The sequence below is a fragment of the Limnohabitans sp. genome, assembly GCF_034680285.1.
In the GTDB taxonomy this organism is placed as follows: domain Bacteria; phylum Pseudomonadota; class Gammaproteobacteria; order Burkholderiales; family Burkholderiaceae_C; genus Limnohabitans_A.
Genome location: NZ_JAXITC010000002.1, coordinates 291,216 through 307,327 on the forward strand (window position 1 = coordinate 291,216; position 16,112 = coordinate 307,327).

At 59.1% G+C, this 16,112-nt stretch carries 18 protein-coding genes; 12 read left to right on the forward strand and 6 right to left on the reverse strand.

The features are described 5' to 3' along the window. Positions 1–268: 268 nt before the first annotated feature. A complete protein-coding gene (locus SWE17_RS03165; protein WP_322991678.1) occupies positions 269–1,780 on the reverse strand; it encodes a CoA-acylating methylmalonate-semialdehyde dehydrogenase in 1,512 nt (503 codons plus the stop codon). Between the two features lie 141 nt (positions 1,781–1,921). Here SWE17_RS03165 and SWE17_RS03170 point away from each other — a divergent pair, with 141 nt between their 5' ends. Beyond that, positions 1,922–2,860, forward strand: coding sequence for a LysR family transcriptional regulator (locus SWE17_RS03170; protein WP_322991679.1), 939 nt, complete (start codon positions 1,922–1,924; stop codon positions 2,858–2,860). A gap of 8 nt (positions 2,861–2,868) precedes the next feature. On the opposite strand, the gene SWE17_RS03175 is transcribed toward SWE17_RS03170, so the two are convergent. The 3 genes from SWE17_RS03175 to SWE17_RS03185 are packed head-to-tail and all read right to left on the reverse strand — an operon-like array spanning position 2,869 to position 4,741. Continuing rightward, positions 2,869–3,504 (reverse strand): MarC family protein, encoded by a 636-nt coding sequence (locus SWE17_RS03175; RefSeq protein WP_322991680.1) that lies wholly within the window; start codon positions 3,502–3,504, stop codon positions 2,869–2,871. Between the two features lie 29 nt (positions 3,505–3,533). After that, positions 3,534–3,995 carry a MaoC family dehydratase gene (locus tag SWE17_RS03180; RefSeq protein WP_322991681.1) on the reverse strand — a complete coding sequence of 154 codons (462 nt, stop codon included), beginning with the start codon at positions 3,993–3,995 and terminating at the stop codon, positions 3,534–3,536. Continuing rightward, positions 3,995–4,741 (reverse strand): SDR family oxidoreductase, encoded by a 747-nt coding sequence (locus tag SWE17_RS03185; protein WP_322991682.1) that lies wholly within the window; start codon positions 4,739–4,741, stop codon positions 3,995–3,997. The genes SWE17_RS03180 and SWE17_RS03185 overlap by 1 nt, the downstream gene beginning before the upstream one ends. Positions 4,742–4,818: 77 nt before the next feature. Here SWE17_RS03185 and SWE17_RS03190 point away from each other — a divergent pair, with 77 nt between their 5' ends. Together SWE17_RS03190 and SWE17_RS03195 are read left to right on the forward strand one after the other, a co-directional pair. After that, on the forward strand, positions 4,819–5,421 hold the full coding sequence (locus SWE17_RS03190; RefSeq protein ID WP_322991683.1) for a 2-hydroxychromene-2-carboxylate isomerase: 603 nt from the start codon (positions 4,819–4,821) through the stop codon (positions 5,419–5,421). A gap of 27 nt (positions 5,422–5,448) precedes the next feature. Beyond that, positions 5,449–6,138, forward strand: a complete 690-nt coding sequence (locus tag SWE17_RS03195; protein ID WP_322991684.1) for a dienelactone hydrolase family protein — start codon at positions 5,449–5,451, stop codon at positions 6,136–6,138. A gap of 41 nt (positions 6,139–6,179) precedes the next feature. On the opposite strand, the gene SWE17_RS03200 is transcribed toward SWE17_RS03195, so the two are convergent. Next, on the reverse strand, positions 6,180–7,331 hold the full coding sequence (locus tag SWE17_RS03200; RefSeq protein WP_322991685.1) for a magnesium transporter CorA family protein: 1,152 nt from the start codon (positions 7,329–7,331) through the stop codon (positions 6,180–6,182). An 8-nt stretch (positions 7,332–7,339) separates the two neighbouring features. Beyond that, positions 7,340–8,344: a porphobilinogen synthase gene (gene hemB, locus SWE17_RS03205; RefSeq protein WP_322991700.1), complete on the reverse strand. Its 1,005-nt coding sequence runs from the start codon at positions 8,342–8,344 to the stop codon at positions 7,340–7,342. Positions 8,345–8,645: 301 nt separating this feature from the next. Here hemB and SWE17_RS03210 point away from each other — a divergent pair, with 301 nt between their 5' ends. From SWE17_RS03210 to SWE17_RS03250, 9 genes are all read left to right on the forward strand, one after another. After that, complete coding sequence (locus SWE17_RS03210; protein WP_322991686.1) at positions 8,646–9,074, forward strand: CopD family protein; 429 nt, start codon at positions 8,646–8,648, stop codon at positions 9,072–9,074. A gap of 9 nt (positions 9,075–9,083) precedes the next feature. After that, positions 9,084–10,202, forward strand: a complete 1,119-nt coding sequence (locus SWE17_RS03215) for a VanZ family protein (RefSeq protein ID WP_322991687.1) — start codon at positions 9,084–9,086, stop codon at positions 10,200–10,202. 21 nt (positions 10,203–10,223) lie between these two features. Beyond that, entirely contained in the window at positions 10,224–10,568 is a 345-nt protein-coding gene (locus SWE17_RS03220) for a (2Fe-2S) ferredoxin domain-containing protein (protein ID WP_416234955.1), read from the forward strand. Continuing rightward, positions 10,568–11,194, forward strand: a complete 627-nt coding sequence (locus SWE17_RS03225) for an alpha/beta hydrolase (protein WP_322991688.1) — start codon at positions 10,568–10,570, stop codon at positions 11,192–11,194. The genes SWE17_RS03220 and SWE17_RS03225 overlap by 1 nt, the downstream gene beginning before the upstream one ends. A 48-nt stretch (positions 11,195–11,242) precedes the next feature. Next, complete coding sequence (locus SWE17_RS03230; RefSeq protein ID WP_322991689.1) at positions 11,243–12,400, forward strand: D-alanyl-D-alanine carboxypeptidase family protein; 1,158 nt, start codon at positions 11,243–11,245, stop codon at positions 12,398–12,400. A 136-nt stretch (positions 12,401–12,536) separates the two neighbouring features. Then, positions 12,537–12,914 carry a 30S ribosomal protein S12 gene (gene rpsL / locus SWE17_RS03235; protein ID WP_011466063.1) on the forward strand — a complete coding sequence of 126 codons (378 nt, stop codon included), beginning with the start codon at positions 12,537–12,539 and terminating at the stop codon, positions 12,912–12,914. Positions 12,915–13,079: 165 nt separating this feature from the next. Continuing rightward, positions 13,080–13,550, forward strand: coding sequence for a 30S ribosomal protein S7 (gene rpsG, locus SWE17_RS03240; RefSeq protein WP_019426275.1), 471 nt, complete (start codon positions 13,080–13,082; stop codon positions 13,548–13,550). A gap of 99 nt (positions 13,551–13,649) precedes the next feature. Continuing rightward, the gene (gene fusA, locus SWE17_RS03245) at positions 13,650–15,752 is read left to right on the forward strand and encodes an elongation factor G (protein WP_322991690.1); all 2,103 of its coding nucleotides are present in this window, start codon (positions 13,650–13,652) and stop codon (positions 15,750–15,752) included. 207 nt (positions 15,753–15,959) lie between these two features. After that, positions 15,960–16,112: GTP-binding protein (locus SWE17_RS03250; protein WP_322991702.1), on the forward strand; the 153-nt coding region annotated here is incomplete at its 3' end.

Sequence of the window (16,112 nt, forward strand, 5' to 3'; positions counted from 1 at the left end):
GTGGAACAGGCAAAAAAAAGCGCCGCTTGCGCGACGCTTAGAAAGATGACATCTCGTTCGGATGTTCGATGCTGTTCGAGTTTTTAGGCTTGAGTGTCTCCTCGGCCCTCGGGATGCAGATACTGCTTTGCATCGAGTGCATGAAATGTAAGTGACCTGGCGCACCGTGGAACTCAGGGATTTCCCGACTCGGGGGAAATCCCTGCCCCAAATTGACGCGCAACTGACAAAAAAGAGGTCTTTGTGTTGCGCCGGACGCCCGTGGCGCTTATTTGGCCGTTGGCATCACGAACTCAGCACCTTTGCCAATGCTCTCGGGCCAGCGCTGCATGATGGACTTTTGCTTCGTATAGAAACGCACACCTTCTTCACCATAAGCGTGCATGTCGCCAAACAGGCTGCGCTTCCAGCCGCCAAAGCCGTGCCAGGCCATGGGCACCGGGATTGGCACATTGATGCCGACCATGCCCACCTGGATGCGGCGCGAAAATTCGCGCGCCACGTTGCCGTCGCGGGTGAAGCAGCTCACGCCGTTGCCGAATTCGTGGTCGTTGATGATTTGCACGGCGGTGGCGAAGTCGGGCACGCGCACGCAACTCAAGACCGGGCCAAAGATTTCTTCTTTGTAGATCTTCATGTCGGTGGTCACATGGTCAAAAAGCGTGCCGCCGAGCCAGAAACCTTGCTCACAACCTGCACCGGCCTTAGCACCGTCAAATTCGCGGCCATCCACCAAGAGCTTGGCGCCCTCGGCCACACCTGCGTCGATGTAGCCCTTGATGCGCTGACGCGCCGCGTCGGTCACGATGGGGCCCATTTCGGCGGCCAGGTTTTCACCGTTGAGCACTTGCAACGCTTTGGTGCGCTCGATCAGCTTGGGCAAAATTTTGTCCGCCACTTCGCCCACCAGCACGGCGACCGAGATCGCCATGCAGCGCTCGCCAGCCGAGCCGTAACCTGCGCCAATCAGCGCGTCCACGGTTTGGTCGATGTCGGCATCGGGCATGACCACCAAGTGGTTTTTCGCGCCGCCCAAGGCTTGCACGCGTTTGCCGTGGTGCGCGCCGGTTTCGTAGATGTAATTGGCGATCGGTGTGGAGCCCACAAAGCTGATGGCCTTCACATCGGGGTGCTCCAGCAGTGCGTCCACGGCTTCTTTGTCGCCTTGCACCACGTTGAACACACCGTCGGGCAAACCGGCTTTTTTGAGCAAGTCGGCCATGAACAGAGATGGCGTCGGGTCGGTGGGGCTGGGCTTCAAGATGAAGGTGTTGCCGGCCGCAATCGCCACGGGGAACATCCACATGGGCACCATCACTGGGAAGTTGAAGGGCGTGATGCCCGCGACCACGCCCAAAGGCTGGCGCAGCGTCCAGTTGTCGATGCCGGTGGAGACTTGGTCGGTGAAGTCACCCTTGAGCAGCTGAGGGATGCCGGTGGCAAATTCCACGATGTCGATGCCGCGGCTCACTTCGCCCTGCGCGTCGGTGAACACCTTGCCGTGCTCGGCGGTGATCATGTGGGCCAACTCGTCTTTGTGGGTGTTCAGCAGCTCCAAGAACTTGAACATCACGCGGGCGCGGCGCAGGGGCGGCGTGTCGGCCCAGGCGGGGAAAGCGGCTTGTGCAGCGGCCACAGCCTTGGCTACTTCGGCGCTGTTGGCAAGGGCCACGTTGCCGGTCACGGCGCCGGTGGCGGGGTTGGTGACGGGCTGGCTGCGGCCCGAAGTGCCTGCGGCCACCTGACCGCCAATGTAATGACCGATTTGGGAAATGCTCATCTGGGACTTTCGTTTTGAATGTGGGAGCGCGCCCCTGCGCGCGAGGGATTTGGGTACAACCTGCGCAGTTTAGGCACCCCCGCCACCCCCTGCAATGCCGAAAATCTGAATTGATTGTTCAAAATAGTGAACAATGTGCAGATGGAAGAGCAAAAAATCAACGCCCTCTGGACCCATCTGCATTGGCTCAGCGTGCTGGCGCAGCAGGGCAGTTATACGGCCGCCGCTGCCCGTTTGGGCGTGAGCAAGGCCACCATGAGCCAGCGCATCGCCGAGCTGGAGCGTGCGGCCAAGGTCACCCTGGTGCAGCGCACCACCCGCAGCCTGCGCCTGACCGAGGCGGGCCAAAGGCTGGTGGATGACACCCGCGCTTCGTTCGAGCAGATCGCGCAAAGCTTTGCCCAGGTTCGTGATTTGGCCGAACAGCCCAGTGGCTTGCTGCGCGTGACCGCGCCCGTGGCGCTGGCTAGGCAGCAACTCGTGCCCTTGTTCGCTGCTTTCTTGCAAGATTTTCCGGATGTGCGCATCGAGTTGGACCTGTCCGACAGGCTGAGCGCCTTGGCCACAGAAGGTTATGACTTGGCGATTCGCCATACTGCCCGCCCGCCCGACACCCATGTGGCCTGGGCGCTGTGCGCCACCGAATCGGTTCTGGTGGCCACCCGTGCTTACATCGGTCAATTTGGCGAACCGCAAAACCCGGCCGACCTGCAAACCCACAACTGTCTGCATTACCCCCGCTCGCAAGACACCCCGGCGTGGACCTTCGAGCCGCGCGAGCCTTCAGACGGGGGCGATCGCATCACGGTGCCCGTGAGTGGCCGCTTTGCCGCCAACAACAGCGAAGCCCTGCGCGAAGCTGCGCTTACGGGCGCAGGCATTGCCCTGATGCCCGACTTCAGCGCCCAGGCCGAGTTGCGCAAGGGCCAGTTGGTGCGCGTGCTGCCGGCTTGGAAACCTGTGGGGGCCTTTGCCGAAACCATTTACGCCATCCGCCCTTACGCGCCGCATGTCCCTCGGGCCGTGGCGGCGCTGGTGGACTGCTTGAGGAATGGGCTGGCAGGTGGATTCGGTGACTGAGGTCGCGTTCAGCGACCGGCCAGCACTGGAAACAGTTTGTGCAGCCCGTCGGCCATCACCTCGACCGCGAGCGCAGCCAAAATCAAACCCATCAGCCGGGTCATGACGTTGATGCCGGTTTTGCCCAAAATGCGGGCAATCGGGGTGGCCAGAGAGAAACACAAGGCCGTGGCCAAGGCGATGACCACGCCATAACCGACCAAGGTGCCCAGTTGGGCAAAGTTCTTGGCTTTTTCGGCATAAATCACCACGGTGGACATGGTGGCCGGGCCGGTGAGCAGGGGGATGGTCAGCGGCACCACGGCGATGCTGGCCCCCATGGCGGCTTTGGCTTCGGCGTCGTGCACTTCGTCGGCATTGGCGCGGGCTTCAGCGGGCTGGGCATTCAGCATCGACAGCGCTGCGGTCAAGAGCAGCATGCCGCCGCCCACTTGAAAGCTCGCCAGCGAGATGCCGAAGAACTCCAGAATTTGCAGGCCCAGCAAGGCGCTGGCGGCGATGACCACGAAGGCAGAAAAGGACGACACCCAAATCGTCTTTTTGCGCTGGGCAGCGCTGAAGCCTTGGGTGTAGTGGATGAAAAACGGGACGATGGCCAAGGGGTTGACGATGGCCAGCAGGGTGATGAGCGGTTTGAAGTCCATCGCGCCATTGTGCCCCTTCGGGCGGTTGCTCAGGCCGCTGGGTTGCGCCTTCTGAACATGCCCCAGCCTTCCATGTGCAGCACCTTGTCGCCGTGCTGGTTGAACATTTCCCACAGGTTGCGCGTCATGCCCACATCCGGGCGCTTGCCCATGGGTTTGGTCTCGAGCATGGTGCTTTGCAGGCGCAAGGTGTCCCCGGGGTAAACCGGTTTGAGCCATTTGATGTTTTCCAGGCCCGGCGAGCCGAGGCTGGAGGTTTCGCACAGGAAGTTGGTCACCATCAGGCGCATGGCCATGGAGCAGGTGTGCCAGCCGCTGGCAGACAGGGCGCCAAACACCGAGGCCTTGGCCGCCTCGTCGTTCAGGTGAAAGGGCTGCGGGTCAAACTGTGTGGCGAAGGCGATGATCTCTTCGCGGGTGGGCGTGATGGTGCCCAGGTCACGCACCTCGCCGGGGACAAAGTCTTCCCAGTAGTACTTGAATTGAGCCATCAGCGCCCTCCTGAGACGTCAATCAAACTCATGGTGGTGTAGCTCGCTGCGTCGGACAAGAGCCAGACGATGCTCTGCGCCACCTCGTCGGCGGTGCCGCCGCGCTGCATGGGCACCAGGTGTTGCAAGTCTTTGACGCGGTTGGGCAGCCCGCCCGAGGCATGGATTTCGGTTTCAATCAGTCCTGGACGGACGGCATTGACGCGCACGCCTTCGGCCGCGACTTCTTTGGCCAGGCCCAGCGTGAAGGCGTCGATGGCCCCTTTGGCCGAGGCGTAGTCCACATACTGGCCGGGCGATCCCAGGCGGGACGCTGCGCTCGACACGTTGACGATGCTGCCGCCTTCGCCGCCGTAGAGCGTGCTCATGCGGCGCAAGGCTTCGCGGGCGCAGACGATGCTACCGATCACGTTGATGTCGAACATGCGTTTGAGTCGCGCAACGCTCATGTCTGCCACGCGTGCGTAAACGTCGACCACGCCTGCGTTGTTGACCAGTCCCGACAGGCGGCCCAGTTTGGCATCGATGTGCTCGTACATGCGCATGACCTGCGCTTCGTCCGCCACATCGGCCTGCACAGCGATGGCGTTGCCACCTGCGCTGCGTATCTGGCGCACCACTTCGTCAGCGGCCAGCGAATTGGCGGTGTAGTTCACGGCCACCGTCCAGCCGTTTTGGGCTGCCAATAGGGCCGTGGCTGCCCCGATACCCCGGCTGCCACCGGTCACCAACAAGACCTTGTTCATCGCGTGTCTCCTGCAAAAATGTTCGCTTGCGGTTAAAACCGTCGCTTCGAAGATTACACAACACGCAAGGAGACAGCATGGGTCGCACAGTGGACTATTACCTCGCCCCCCAAAGCCCGTGGGCTTATTTGGGTCACCAGCGTTTGGCCGATATCTTGCAGCGCAGCGGGGCAACGGTGCGTGTCATGCCGATCGATTTAGGGGGCAAGGTGTTCCCGATTTCGGGTGGCTTACCCTTGGGGCAGCGTGCGCCGCAGCGCCAGGCTTACCGATTGGTGGAGTTGCAGCGTTTCAGCGCCCACCTGAATGCGCCACTGAACCTCAAGCCCAAGTATTTCCCTGTTGGCGGCGACGATGCAGCTCGGCTCATCATCGCTGCCGACCTGGCGCAAGGGGCGGCATCTGCCATGAAGGTGGCTGGCGCCATCTTGGGTGCTTGCTGGGCACAAGAGCGCAACATTGCCGACGAAAAAGTGTTGGCCGCGCTACTGACCGAGCAAGGTTTGCCTGCGGCTTTGCTGGAGCGCTCCCACAGCCAAGCTGTGCAAGAGCGCTACGAGAGCTACACCCAGGCGGCCATCGATGCGGGTGTGTTTGGTGCGCCCAGCTATGTGGTGGATGGCGAAATTTTTTGGGGCCAGGACCGTCTTGACTTTGTCGAGCGTGTGCTGGCCCGTTGATGTGTGGCAACCAATGAAGGAATGACCATGGGAACGATGATTGAACTGCAAGCCGCTGACGGCACTTGGGTACCCGCCTACGAGGCACGGCCCACAGGCACGCCCAAAGGGGCCGTGGTGGTGATTCAGGAAATTTTTGGCGTCAACAGCCACATCCGCAACGTGGCCGATGGTTACGCGGCCGAGGGCTATTTGGCCGTGGCGCCCGCAGCCTTCCACCGGGTCAAGCCTGGCGTGGAGCTGGGCTACACCGACGCCGACATGGGCGAAGGATTTGGCTACAAGACCGCTGTGGAGGCCTTGTCAGCCCCAGGCGTGCTGCAAGACATTCAGGCTGCAATTGACCATGTGGCCAAGGTGTCCGGTGGCAAGGTAGGTATTGTGGGTTATTGCTGGGGCGGGCTGCTGACCTGGCGTGCCGCATGCACCTTGAAGGGCCTGAGTGCGGCGGCACCTTATTACGGTGGTGGTGTGACAACCGAGGCCGAAATGGCCCGCCACCCCCAGGTGCCCGTTTTGGCACACTTTGCCGACGAAGACAAATGGATTCCCTTAGAGTCGGTGGAGGCTTTTAAGAAGGTGCATCCGGAAGTCGAGGTCCAGACCTATGCGGCCCACCATGGTTTCAACTGTGACCAACGTGGCGCTTGGCATGCGCCTTCCGCACAGTTGGCACGGGAGAGGACGTTGGCGTTTTTTGCCAAGCACCTCGGCTGATTTTTTGTGGGCGCCCCTTCCTCGGGGCGATAGCGACCCAGTTAGTCGCCTGTTCTGGCGAGGTAGCGTTTGCGCCAGAACACCAAGCCCATGGTGGTGGCAATCGTGACCATGCCACCCAGCGTCCACCAGAACCCGGTGGCTGTGTGCAGCCATGGCATGAATTCGAAGTTCATGCCAAACACGGCCGCGATCAGGTTCAGAGGCAAAAAAATCGCAGTCAACGCCGTCAGCGTGCGCATGATGTCGTTGGTGCGGTTGCCTTGCACATTGAAGTGCATTTGCACGGCGGTTTCGGTGTTGTGCTCCAAGCGGCGCACATGTTGGACCACCCGGTCGATGTGTTCCAGCACATCGCGGCTGCGGATTTTCAGCAACTCGTGCTCGCGTTCGGCGCTGCTGCCGGGCCCCAGTCCCCAAGTGTCCAGCGACTCGGTCCAGCCTTGCAAGGCCGTGCGTTGGTCGTCACACAATGACTCCAGTTGGTGCAGCGCCAGACGCGCTTGGAGCAGGGCGTCCCAGCGGTTGAAGCGGGTGCGTGGGTTGAGCAACTCGGCTTGCCAATGGTCCAGTTGGCGGCTGAGTTCGCGGCGCAAGTCGAGGTAGCTGTCCACCATCTGGCTGACGATGCGCAGCATCATGTCGGCCGGGCTGCTGGGCACCCCCCGGGCGCCTGTGGAGCGAGGGTCGGTCGCCGCTGTAGCCACGGCCGCGTGCGGCGGCGACTTGCTCAAGGCGCTGCTGGCCAACAAGCGTTGCGCATAGGCGTCGCGTACTGCACAGTCTGCTGGGTGCACGCTCAAGAGAACCCGGTCAAACACCGCCATACCGACGGGGCTGGTGTCGATGCGGTGCAATACGGGCGGACCCGTGCGCTTGGTGGGGCGACCTGGAGTCGGTGCATCGGCTGGGCTGGCCGTGTCCTGACGTTGGGCCAGTCTGCGAAACACCACCAGGTCGTAGTGCGAGCTGTAATCAAAGCGCGAGGGCAATTGGGCGTTCAGCAGGTCTGAGACGTGCAAATCCACCAAGCTTTGCCCTGTCAGTCGTTCCAGATGGTTTTGGATGGGCGACAAGTCGGTTTGAAACTGCTCGCGCGTGCAAGCGATCCAGACATATCCTTGTTCAGGCAGCCGCTCGGGCCAATCGGGTTCGGTGTGAACCTCTCCGCCCGAGACGCTGAAGATCCGCATGCCGGCGATCACGCCTGGCGAATCAAGCGTGCGGCGTCGCGGGCAAAGTAAGTCAGCACGCCATCGGCGCCCGCCCGCTTGAAGGCCAGCAGGCTTTCCATCATGACCAAGTCGTGATCCAGCCAGCCGTTTTGCGCAGCCGCTTTGAGCATGGCGTATTCGCCAGAGACTTGGTAGGCGAAGGTCGGCACCTTGAACTCGTCTTTGACGCGGCGCACGATGTCCAAGTAAGGCATGCCGGGCTTGACCATGACCATGTCGGCGCCTTCGGCCAGGTCCATGGCGACTTCGCGCAGGGCCTCGTCGCTGTTGCCAGGGTCCATCTGGTAGACCTTTTTGTTGCTCTTGCCCAGGTTGCTGGCCGAGCCGACCGCGTCGCGGAAGGGGCCGTAAAACGCGCTGGCGTATTTGGCGCTGTAGGCCATGATGCGGGTGTGGATCAGGCCACGCGCTTCGAGGGCCTGACGGATCGCGCCGATGCGCCCGTCCATCATGTCGCTGGGGGCGACCATGTCCACACCGGCTTCGGCTTGAGTCAGTGCTTGCTGCACCAGCACTGCGGTGGTTTCGTCGTTCAAGATGTACCCCGTCTCGTCCAGCAGGCCGTCCTGACCGTGGCTGGTGAAAGGGTCCAAGGCCACATCGGTCATCACGCCCAACTCAGGAAAGCGTTTTTTGAGCTCGCGCACCACGCGTGGCACCAGGCCGTTCGGGTTCATGGCTTCGCTGCCTGTGGGGTCCTTGAGGTTGGCGTCGATCACTGGGAACAGCGCCATCACCGGGATGCCGAGTTTCACGCAGTCTTCCGCCACGGGCAGCAGCAGGTCCAGACTCAGACGCTCCACGCCGGGCATGGAGCCGACCTGCTGGCGCTGGTTTTGGCCGTCCAGCACAAACACCGGGTAGATCAGGTCGTGCGGCGTGACCTGATGTTCGCGCACCAAGTTGCGGGTGAATTCATCACGGCGCAAGCGGCGTGGGCGGCTGGAGGGGAAGGGTGCGACTGGGTTCATGATGAAAATTGTGCCTGAAGTCCGCGCCAAGCCCAAGCCTTGGTTGTCCGCCATGGGTCTTGAGTTCGTGAGAAAAGCCACCAACCGTCAAAAACATCACAAAACACAAATTTAAACTTGTTTGCAGTTTTGTTATTTGATAAATTAGCACCGGGCAGCTTGCTGCCTCCCGCTTTTCCTCCCTGAGCGGGGCCTGAACGCTCACGCCGACAGGCTTCCCACCCTCGGCCCATGGCCGGGGGTTTTTTTTGCCCGGTGAAGCCCATCTGCGGCCCCTGCCATCTCTGACTACACTTGAGCCATGCTCTGGATCAAAGCCCTTCACATCGTGTTCATCGCCAGCTGGTTTGCGGGTCTGTTTTACCTGCCCCGAATTTTTGTCAATTTGGCGATGGTGGAGCCCGGCTCTGTGGCCGAGCGTGAGCGCTTGCTCTTGATGTCACGCAAGCTTTACCGCTTCATGACCATTTTGGCGGTACCCGCTTTGGCGTTGGGCCTGTGGCTTTGGCTTCATTACGGCATTGGCATGGGACCTGGCCAAGGCTGGATGCATGCCAAACTGCTGATCGTGGTGGCCTTGCTGGGCTACCACCACAGTTGTGGCGTGTTGTTGCGCAAATTTGAAAATGGCCAAATGCAGCGCAGCCATGTCTGGTTCCGTTGGTTCAATGAGGCGCCTGTGCTGATGATGCTGGCGGCGGTCATTTTGGTGGTGGTCAAGCCGTTTTAAGGCCCGGGCATGCGCACCGACCCTCAGCGCAAAACTGCGGCGTGGCCACTGGTTTGGGTGTATGCCATCCTGATTGTTTACGCCAGTTTGTACCCCTTTGACCAATGGCGGTTTCAGGGCATTGCACCTTGGGTTTACCTGACCGCTCCTTTGCCCCGGTATTGGACTGGTTTTGACGTGCTGTCCAATGTGCTGGGTTACGCGCCATTCGGGTTTTTGTTGGCTTTGGCATTGCACCGCACCCGGCCTGAATGGCCTGCGGTGGTCATGGCGACGACCGCAGCCGCTGTTTTGTCCTTGACTTTGGAGTCCATCCAAATGTTTTTGCCCGTGCGGGTGCCCTCCAACGTAGACGCCGCTCTGAACATGGCCGGGGCGCTGGCAGGGGCCACAACGGCGCGTGCTTTGGCTTGGGCGGGTTGGATGGACCGGTGGAGCCGTTTTCGTGACCGCTGGTTTGTGCCCGATTCGAGTGGGGCGCTGGCCTTGTTGGCGGTTTGGCCCTTGGCCTTGTTGTTCCCCGCCCCGGTGACGTTTGGTCTTGGCCAGGTGCTGGAGCGCTTGGAAGCTTTCTTGGCCCATGTACTGGAGGACTCGGCGATGCTGGAGTGGCTCCCCCTGCGTGAAATAGAGCTACAGCCTTTGTTGCCCATCAGTGAGATTTTGTGCGTGGCCATCGGCCTGCTGCTGCCGTGCTTGTTGGCCTATGGTGTGTTGCGGCTGTGGCGCCAACGCATCGTGGTCGCGATGTTGTCGGTGCTGATTGGGTTTTTGGCCAGCGCTTTGTCAGCTGCGCTCACCTATGGCCCCGCCCACACCTGGGACTGGGTCACTTCCGAAGTCTGGGCCGGCTTGGCTGTTGCGGTGCTCGGGATGGCGGCCTTGTCTTTTTGCACCGCTCGGGTGTGCTGGGTGTTGGCCTTGGCGGCCCTGGTTTGGCAGCTCAGCTTGCTCAACAACGCTTCGGCCGACGCCTACTTTGTCTTGACTTTGCAAACTTGGGAGCAAGGCCGCTTCATCCGCTTCCATGGCCTGAGCCAGTGGCTGGGGTGGTTGTGGCCTTATGCTTTGCTGATCTATTTGGTCAATCGCCTTTCTTCAAGTGCCCCTTCGGCCCCTTTGAGATGAGGGTCGACCTAAAATTCGACCATGACCATGACAAACAACAGCCCCTATTTCAAGCGCCACATCTTCTTTTGCTTGAATGAGCGCAAGAACAACGAGGCTTGCTGCGCCCAGCAAGGCGCGCAAGAGGCCTTTGACCACTGCAAAGCCCAGGTGAAAGCTTTGGGGTTGGCCGGTCCCGGAGAGGTCCGCGTCAACAAAGCGGGTTGCCTTGACCGCTGTTCGGGAGGGCCGGTAGCTGTCGTCTATCCCGAAGGCGTTTGGTACACCTATGTGGACAAAGCCGACATCGATGAAATTGTGGTGTCCCACCTGAAGAACGGCCAGGTGGTAGAGCGCTTGGTCACGCCTGAGCATTTGGGGCGCTGATGAACGCGGCCACCCAGTCTTTGACCTTGCAGGGAAAAGCCGGGACCATTGAAGCCTTGCTTGACACCCCCACCGACTTGGCCGTCGTGGGCACGGCCGTGATTGCCCACCCCCACCCCTTGTTTGGCGGCACCATGCAAAACAAGGTGGTGCAAACCATGGCCAGGGCTTTTGTACAGTGTGGCTGGCAAGCCGTGCGTTTCAACTTCAGGGGCGTTGGGGCAAGCGCAGGCACTTATGACGAAGGCCGAGGCGAGGCTGAAGACATGCTGGCGCTGGTGGGGCAAGTTGCCCCGCAAGGTTCGTTGGCCTTGGCCGGGTTCTCGTTTGGGGCTTTTGTCACCAGCCATGTGGCCCAGAGCTTGGCCTCTGTGCGCAGCCTGGACAAACTGGTGCTGGTGGGAACAGCCGCCTCTCGATTTGATGTTGCTCCTGTTGCCTCAGATTTGCACGACCGGACCTTGGTGCTGCATGGCGAGCTAGACGATACAGTCCCTCTGGCCAGCGTGATGGATTGGGCGCGGCCCCAATCCCTTCCCGTGACCGTGATTCCCGGTGTCGAGCATTTTTTCCATGGTCAATTGCCGTTACTCAAAAGCTTGGTGGCCCGACACCTTCGCGCCTGATTCCCGGAGCGGCCCCAAAAGGACTGCCCAAGTTCCTCTTCAAACCTCATGTCCTCCTATTTGAAACATCTTGCTGCGGCCTTGTTGATATGGTTTGCCTGGAGTGTCCAGGCGCAGATGCCCCAACCTCCAGAGATCGCCGCCAAGGCTTATTTGTTGATCGATGTCACCGCCAATCAGATCTTGGCGGCCAAAGATCCGGACATGGCCGTGGAGCCAGCTTCTTTGACCAAGCTGATGACGGCTTATTTGGTGTTTGACGCCCTCAAATCCAGAAAAATCGATTTGAAACAGACCTTGCCTGTGTCTGAGCGGGCCTGGAAGATGCCCGGCTCGCGCATGTTTCTCGATCCCAAAATGCGGGTGCCGGTCGAGGATTTGATCAAAGGGATGGTCGTTCAGTCTGGCAACGACGCAACGGTGGCCTTGGCCGAGGGGGTGGGTGGCAGTGTTGAGCGTTTTGTTCAAATGATGAACGAGCAGACCCAGGTCTTGGGCATGAAAAACACCACCTACCGCAACCCGGAGGGCCTGAACGAGACGGGGCACACAACCACCGCGCGTGACCTTGGTCTGCTGGCGACCCGCCTGATGCGGGATTTTCCGGAATATGTGCCTTACTACGCAATCAAAAAGTACCGTTACGAAGGCACGCCAGCAGCCAATGACAGCAACCGCAATTTGTTGTTGTTTCGGGATGCCACGGTGGACGGTTTGAGCACTGGCCAGACCAAAGCGGCGGGTTATTGCTTGGTGGCCACTGCCAAAAGGGATTTTCCCAATGTGGGTGCCCGCCGATTGATGTCTGTGGTGCTTGGGGCTGACAGTGAGAACGCCCGGGCCAACGAAAGCCAAAAGTTGCTCAATTGGGGGTACAGCGCGTTCGACGCGGTCAAGTTGTTTGACGCAGGCCAGCCCGTCTTGAGCCCCAGCGTCTGGCAAGGCAAGACGCCTGTTGTGAAATTGGGCTCTTTTCAACCCCTGGTGGTGGCGGTTCCTTCTGGCACGGCCGCCCAGATCAAAACCGAGGTGGCTCGTCCCGACCCGCTGGTTGCCCCCTTTGCCAAAGGGCAAAGGGTGGGCAGTTTGAAAGTATTGAGAGCCGACCAGTTGTTGTTTGAGGTGCCCTTGGTGGCTTTAGAGTCCGTTGAACAAGCGGGTGTTCTGGGTCGCGCTTGGGATGCTCTGCGCCTGTGGATCAAGTGATTTTCGGTCTTCGCTCGCCCACGATTTGTGGATAACTTGCTCTCGGCCCGCCATGCGGTTATACTGGCGGGCTTTTCCGCTTTTGGGGCGGAGAAGTTTCTTTTGTCTTTTTAAACGTTTAGGGACGTTACAAACAATGCCAACCATCAATCAATTGGTGCGTCAGGGGCGCGAGGTCGAAACGATCAAGTCCAAAAGCCCTGCGATGCAAAACTCTCCACAGCGTCGTGGTGTCTGCACCCGTGTGTACACCACAACGCCTAAAAAGCCTAACTCCGCTCTGCGTAAAGTTGCCAAAGTGCGCTTGACCAACGGTTTTGAGGTCATCTCCTACATCGGCGGTGAAGGTCACAACCTGCAAGAACACTCGGTGGTTCTGGTGCGCGGTGGTCGTGTCAAAGACTTGCCAGGTGTGCGTTACCACATCGTCCGCGGTTCGCTGGACTTGCAAGGCGTGAAAGACCGCAAGCAGTCTCGCTCCAAGTACGGTGCGAAGAAGCCAAAGGCCAAGTAAGCCCTTACGGGTTGAAATTTTTCGGTGCTGGTTCCCGCGTGGCGCGGTGATTCAGCGAAGTGACCCGAAGCCCGGAATTGTCCTGGTGGGTCGAGTAAGTGAGTTGTTTTGAATAACACTCGCGGTGTCTGAAAAGATGCCAACTGAAGCAATATGAGGTGAAATATGCCACGTCGTCGCGAAGTCCCTAAACGTGAAATCCTGCCGGATCCCAAGTTCGGTAATGTCGAATTGTCCAAGTTCATGAACGTGATCATGGAAGGCGGCAAAAAAGCTGTTGCCGAGCGCATCATTTACGGTGCCCTCGAAAACATGGAAAAGAAAACAGGCAAAGACCCTGTTGAGTTGTTCTCCATCGCCATCAACAACGTCAAGCCCATGGTGGAAGTGAAATCCCGCCGCGTGGGTGGTGCGAACTACCAGGTGCCTGTTGAAGTGCGCCCAGTTCGCCGCTTGGCTCTGTCGATGCGCTGGATCAAAGAAGCCGCTCGCAAGCGCGGTGAAAAGTCCATGGCCCTGCGCTTGGCCAACGAACTGCTCGAGGCCAACGAAGGCCGCGGCGGCGCCATGAAAAAGCGTGACGAAGTTCACCGCATGGCCGAAGCCAACAAGGCGTTCTCGCACTTCCGCTTCTGATTCACAAGGGTTTCACAAAGAAGCCCGACACTGTCAGAAGCTGGCCCGCTGGCCCCAAAAGGGGTGGCGGGCTTTGGTACTTAATCATTGGAGAAATAAATGGCTCGCACCACCCCCATCGAGCGCTATCGCAACATTGGTATCTCAGCGCACATTGACGCTGGCAAGACCACAACGACTGAGCGTATTCTTTTTTATACCGGCGTGAACCACAAAATTGGTGAAGTTCACGACGGTGCTGCCACCATGGACTGGATGGAGCAAGAGCAAGAGCGTGGCATCACGATCACCTCTGCTGCCACCACCTGCTTCTGGAAAGGCATGGACGGTTCTTTCGAAGACCACCGCATCAACATCATCGACACCCCCGGCCACGTGGACTTCACCATTGAAGTTGAGCGTTCCATGCGTGTTCTGGACGGTGCTTGCATGGTTTACTGTGCTGTGGGTGGCGTGCAGCCCCAGTCTGAAACCGTGTGGCGTCAGGCCAACAAGTACAAAGTGCCCCGTTTGGCCTTTGTGAACAAGATGGACCGTACCGGCGCCAACTTCTTCAAAGTTGTGGAGCAGATGAAGTTGCGCCTGAAGGCCAACCCCGTGCCAATCGTGATCCCAATTGGCGCTGAAGAAAACTTCACTGGCGTGGTTGACCTGCGCAAGATGAAGGCCATCATCTGGGACGAAGCTTCCCAGGGCATGAAGTTCACTTTCGAAGAAATCCCAGCCAACTTGGTGGAATTGGCCAAGGAGTGGCGCGAAAAGATGGTGGAAGCTGCTGCTGAAGCCTCTGAAGAGCTGATGAACAAGTACCTTGAAGAAGGCGACTTGACCGAAGAAGAAATCACACACGGTCTGCGTGTTCGCACCATCAACAGCGAAATTCAGCCGATGTTGTGCGGTACAGCATTCAAGAACAAAGGTGTGCAGCGCATGCTGGACGCAGTTCTTGAATTGATGCCTTCGCCATTGGACGTGAAAGCGATCAAGGGTTACGACGAAGAAGAGCAGGAAATTACACGCAAAGCCGACGATGAAGAGAAATTCTCTGCGTTGGCATTCAAGTTGATGACCGATCCGTTCGTGGGTCAGTTGACTTTCGTGCGCGTGTACTCAGGCGTTCTGAAAAAGGGCGACACCGTTTACAACGCGGTGCGCGGCAAGAAAGAGCGTATCGGCCGTATCGTGCAAATGCACGCCAACAACCGTGAAGAAGTCGATGAAATCCGTGCGGGCGACATCGCTGCTTGCGTGGGCTTGAAAGACGTCACCACCGGCGAAACTTTGTGCGATCCAAACGCCGTGATCACACTCGAGCGCATGGTGTTCCCTGACTCCGTGATCCGTCAAGCTGTTGAGCCCAAGACCAAAGCTGACCAGGAAAAAATGGGCATCGCTTTGTCCCGCTTGGCTGCTGAAGATCCATCTTTCCGCGTGCAAACCGACGAAGAGTCGGGTCAGACCATCATTGGTGGTCAGGGCGAATTGCACTTGGAAATCATTGTCGACCGCATGAAGCGTGAATTCGGTGTGGAAGCCAACGTGGGCAAGCCTCAAGTGGCTTACCGCGAGACCATCCGCAAGACCGTGGACGAAGCCGAAGGCAAGTTCGTGCGCCAGTCCGGTGGTAAGGGTCAATACGGCCACGTGGTTTTGAAGGTCGAGCCTCAAGAGCCAGGCAAGGGCTTTGAATTCGTTGACGCCATCAAGGGCGGTGTGGTTCCTCGCGAATACATCCCTGCTGTGGAAAAAGGCGTGATCGAAGCTTTGGGTCAAGGCGTGTTGGCGGGCTACCCCGTTGTGGACGTCAAAGTCACGCTGCACTTCGGTTCGTACCACGATGTGGACTCGAACGAAATGGCTTTCAAAATGGCCGCCATCTTTGGTTTCAAAGAAGGTTGCCGCAAAGCCCAGCCCGTGATTCTGGAGCCGATGATGGCTGTGGAAGTCGAGACACCTGAAGACTACGCCGGTAACGTGATGGGCGACTTGTCCTCACGCCGTGGCATGGTTCAGGGCATGGACGACATGGTCGGTGGCGGCAAGGCCATCAAGGCCGAAGTGCCATTGTCCGAAATGTTCGGTTACTCGACCACCCTGCGCTCCATGTCGCAAGGCCGTGCAACGTACACGATGGAATTCAAGCACTACGCTGAAGCTCCACGTAACGTCGCCGAAGCCATTGTGGCTTCACGCGCTAAATAAAGAAAAGTGTGCCGGACCAAATTCGCCCCAGCGAATTTGTTCGGGTACCTCTGACTAAAGGCAAGCGAAAAGCAAGCAATAGTCAGCTCTGAAAGTTCAGAAACTGTCTGCGATCAAGTGCCACTCTGTGCCCGTGCGGAGTGATCAAGCAACCTGATGCAAACATAAAACCAACACACGGGCATTGCTCTTTTTAAGGATAGAAAAATGGCTAAGGAAAAATTCGAACGGACCAAACCCCACGTGAACGTGGGCACCATCGGTCACGTTGACCATGGCAAGACCACGCTGACTGCCGCCATCACCACCGTGTTGGCTGCCAAGTTCGGCGGTGCTGCCAAAGCGTACGACCAGATTGAC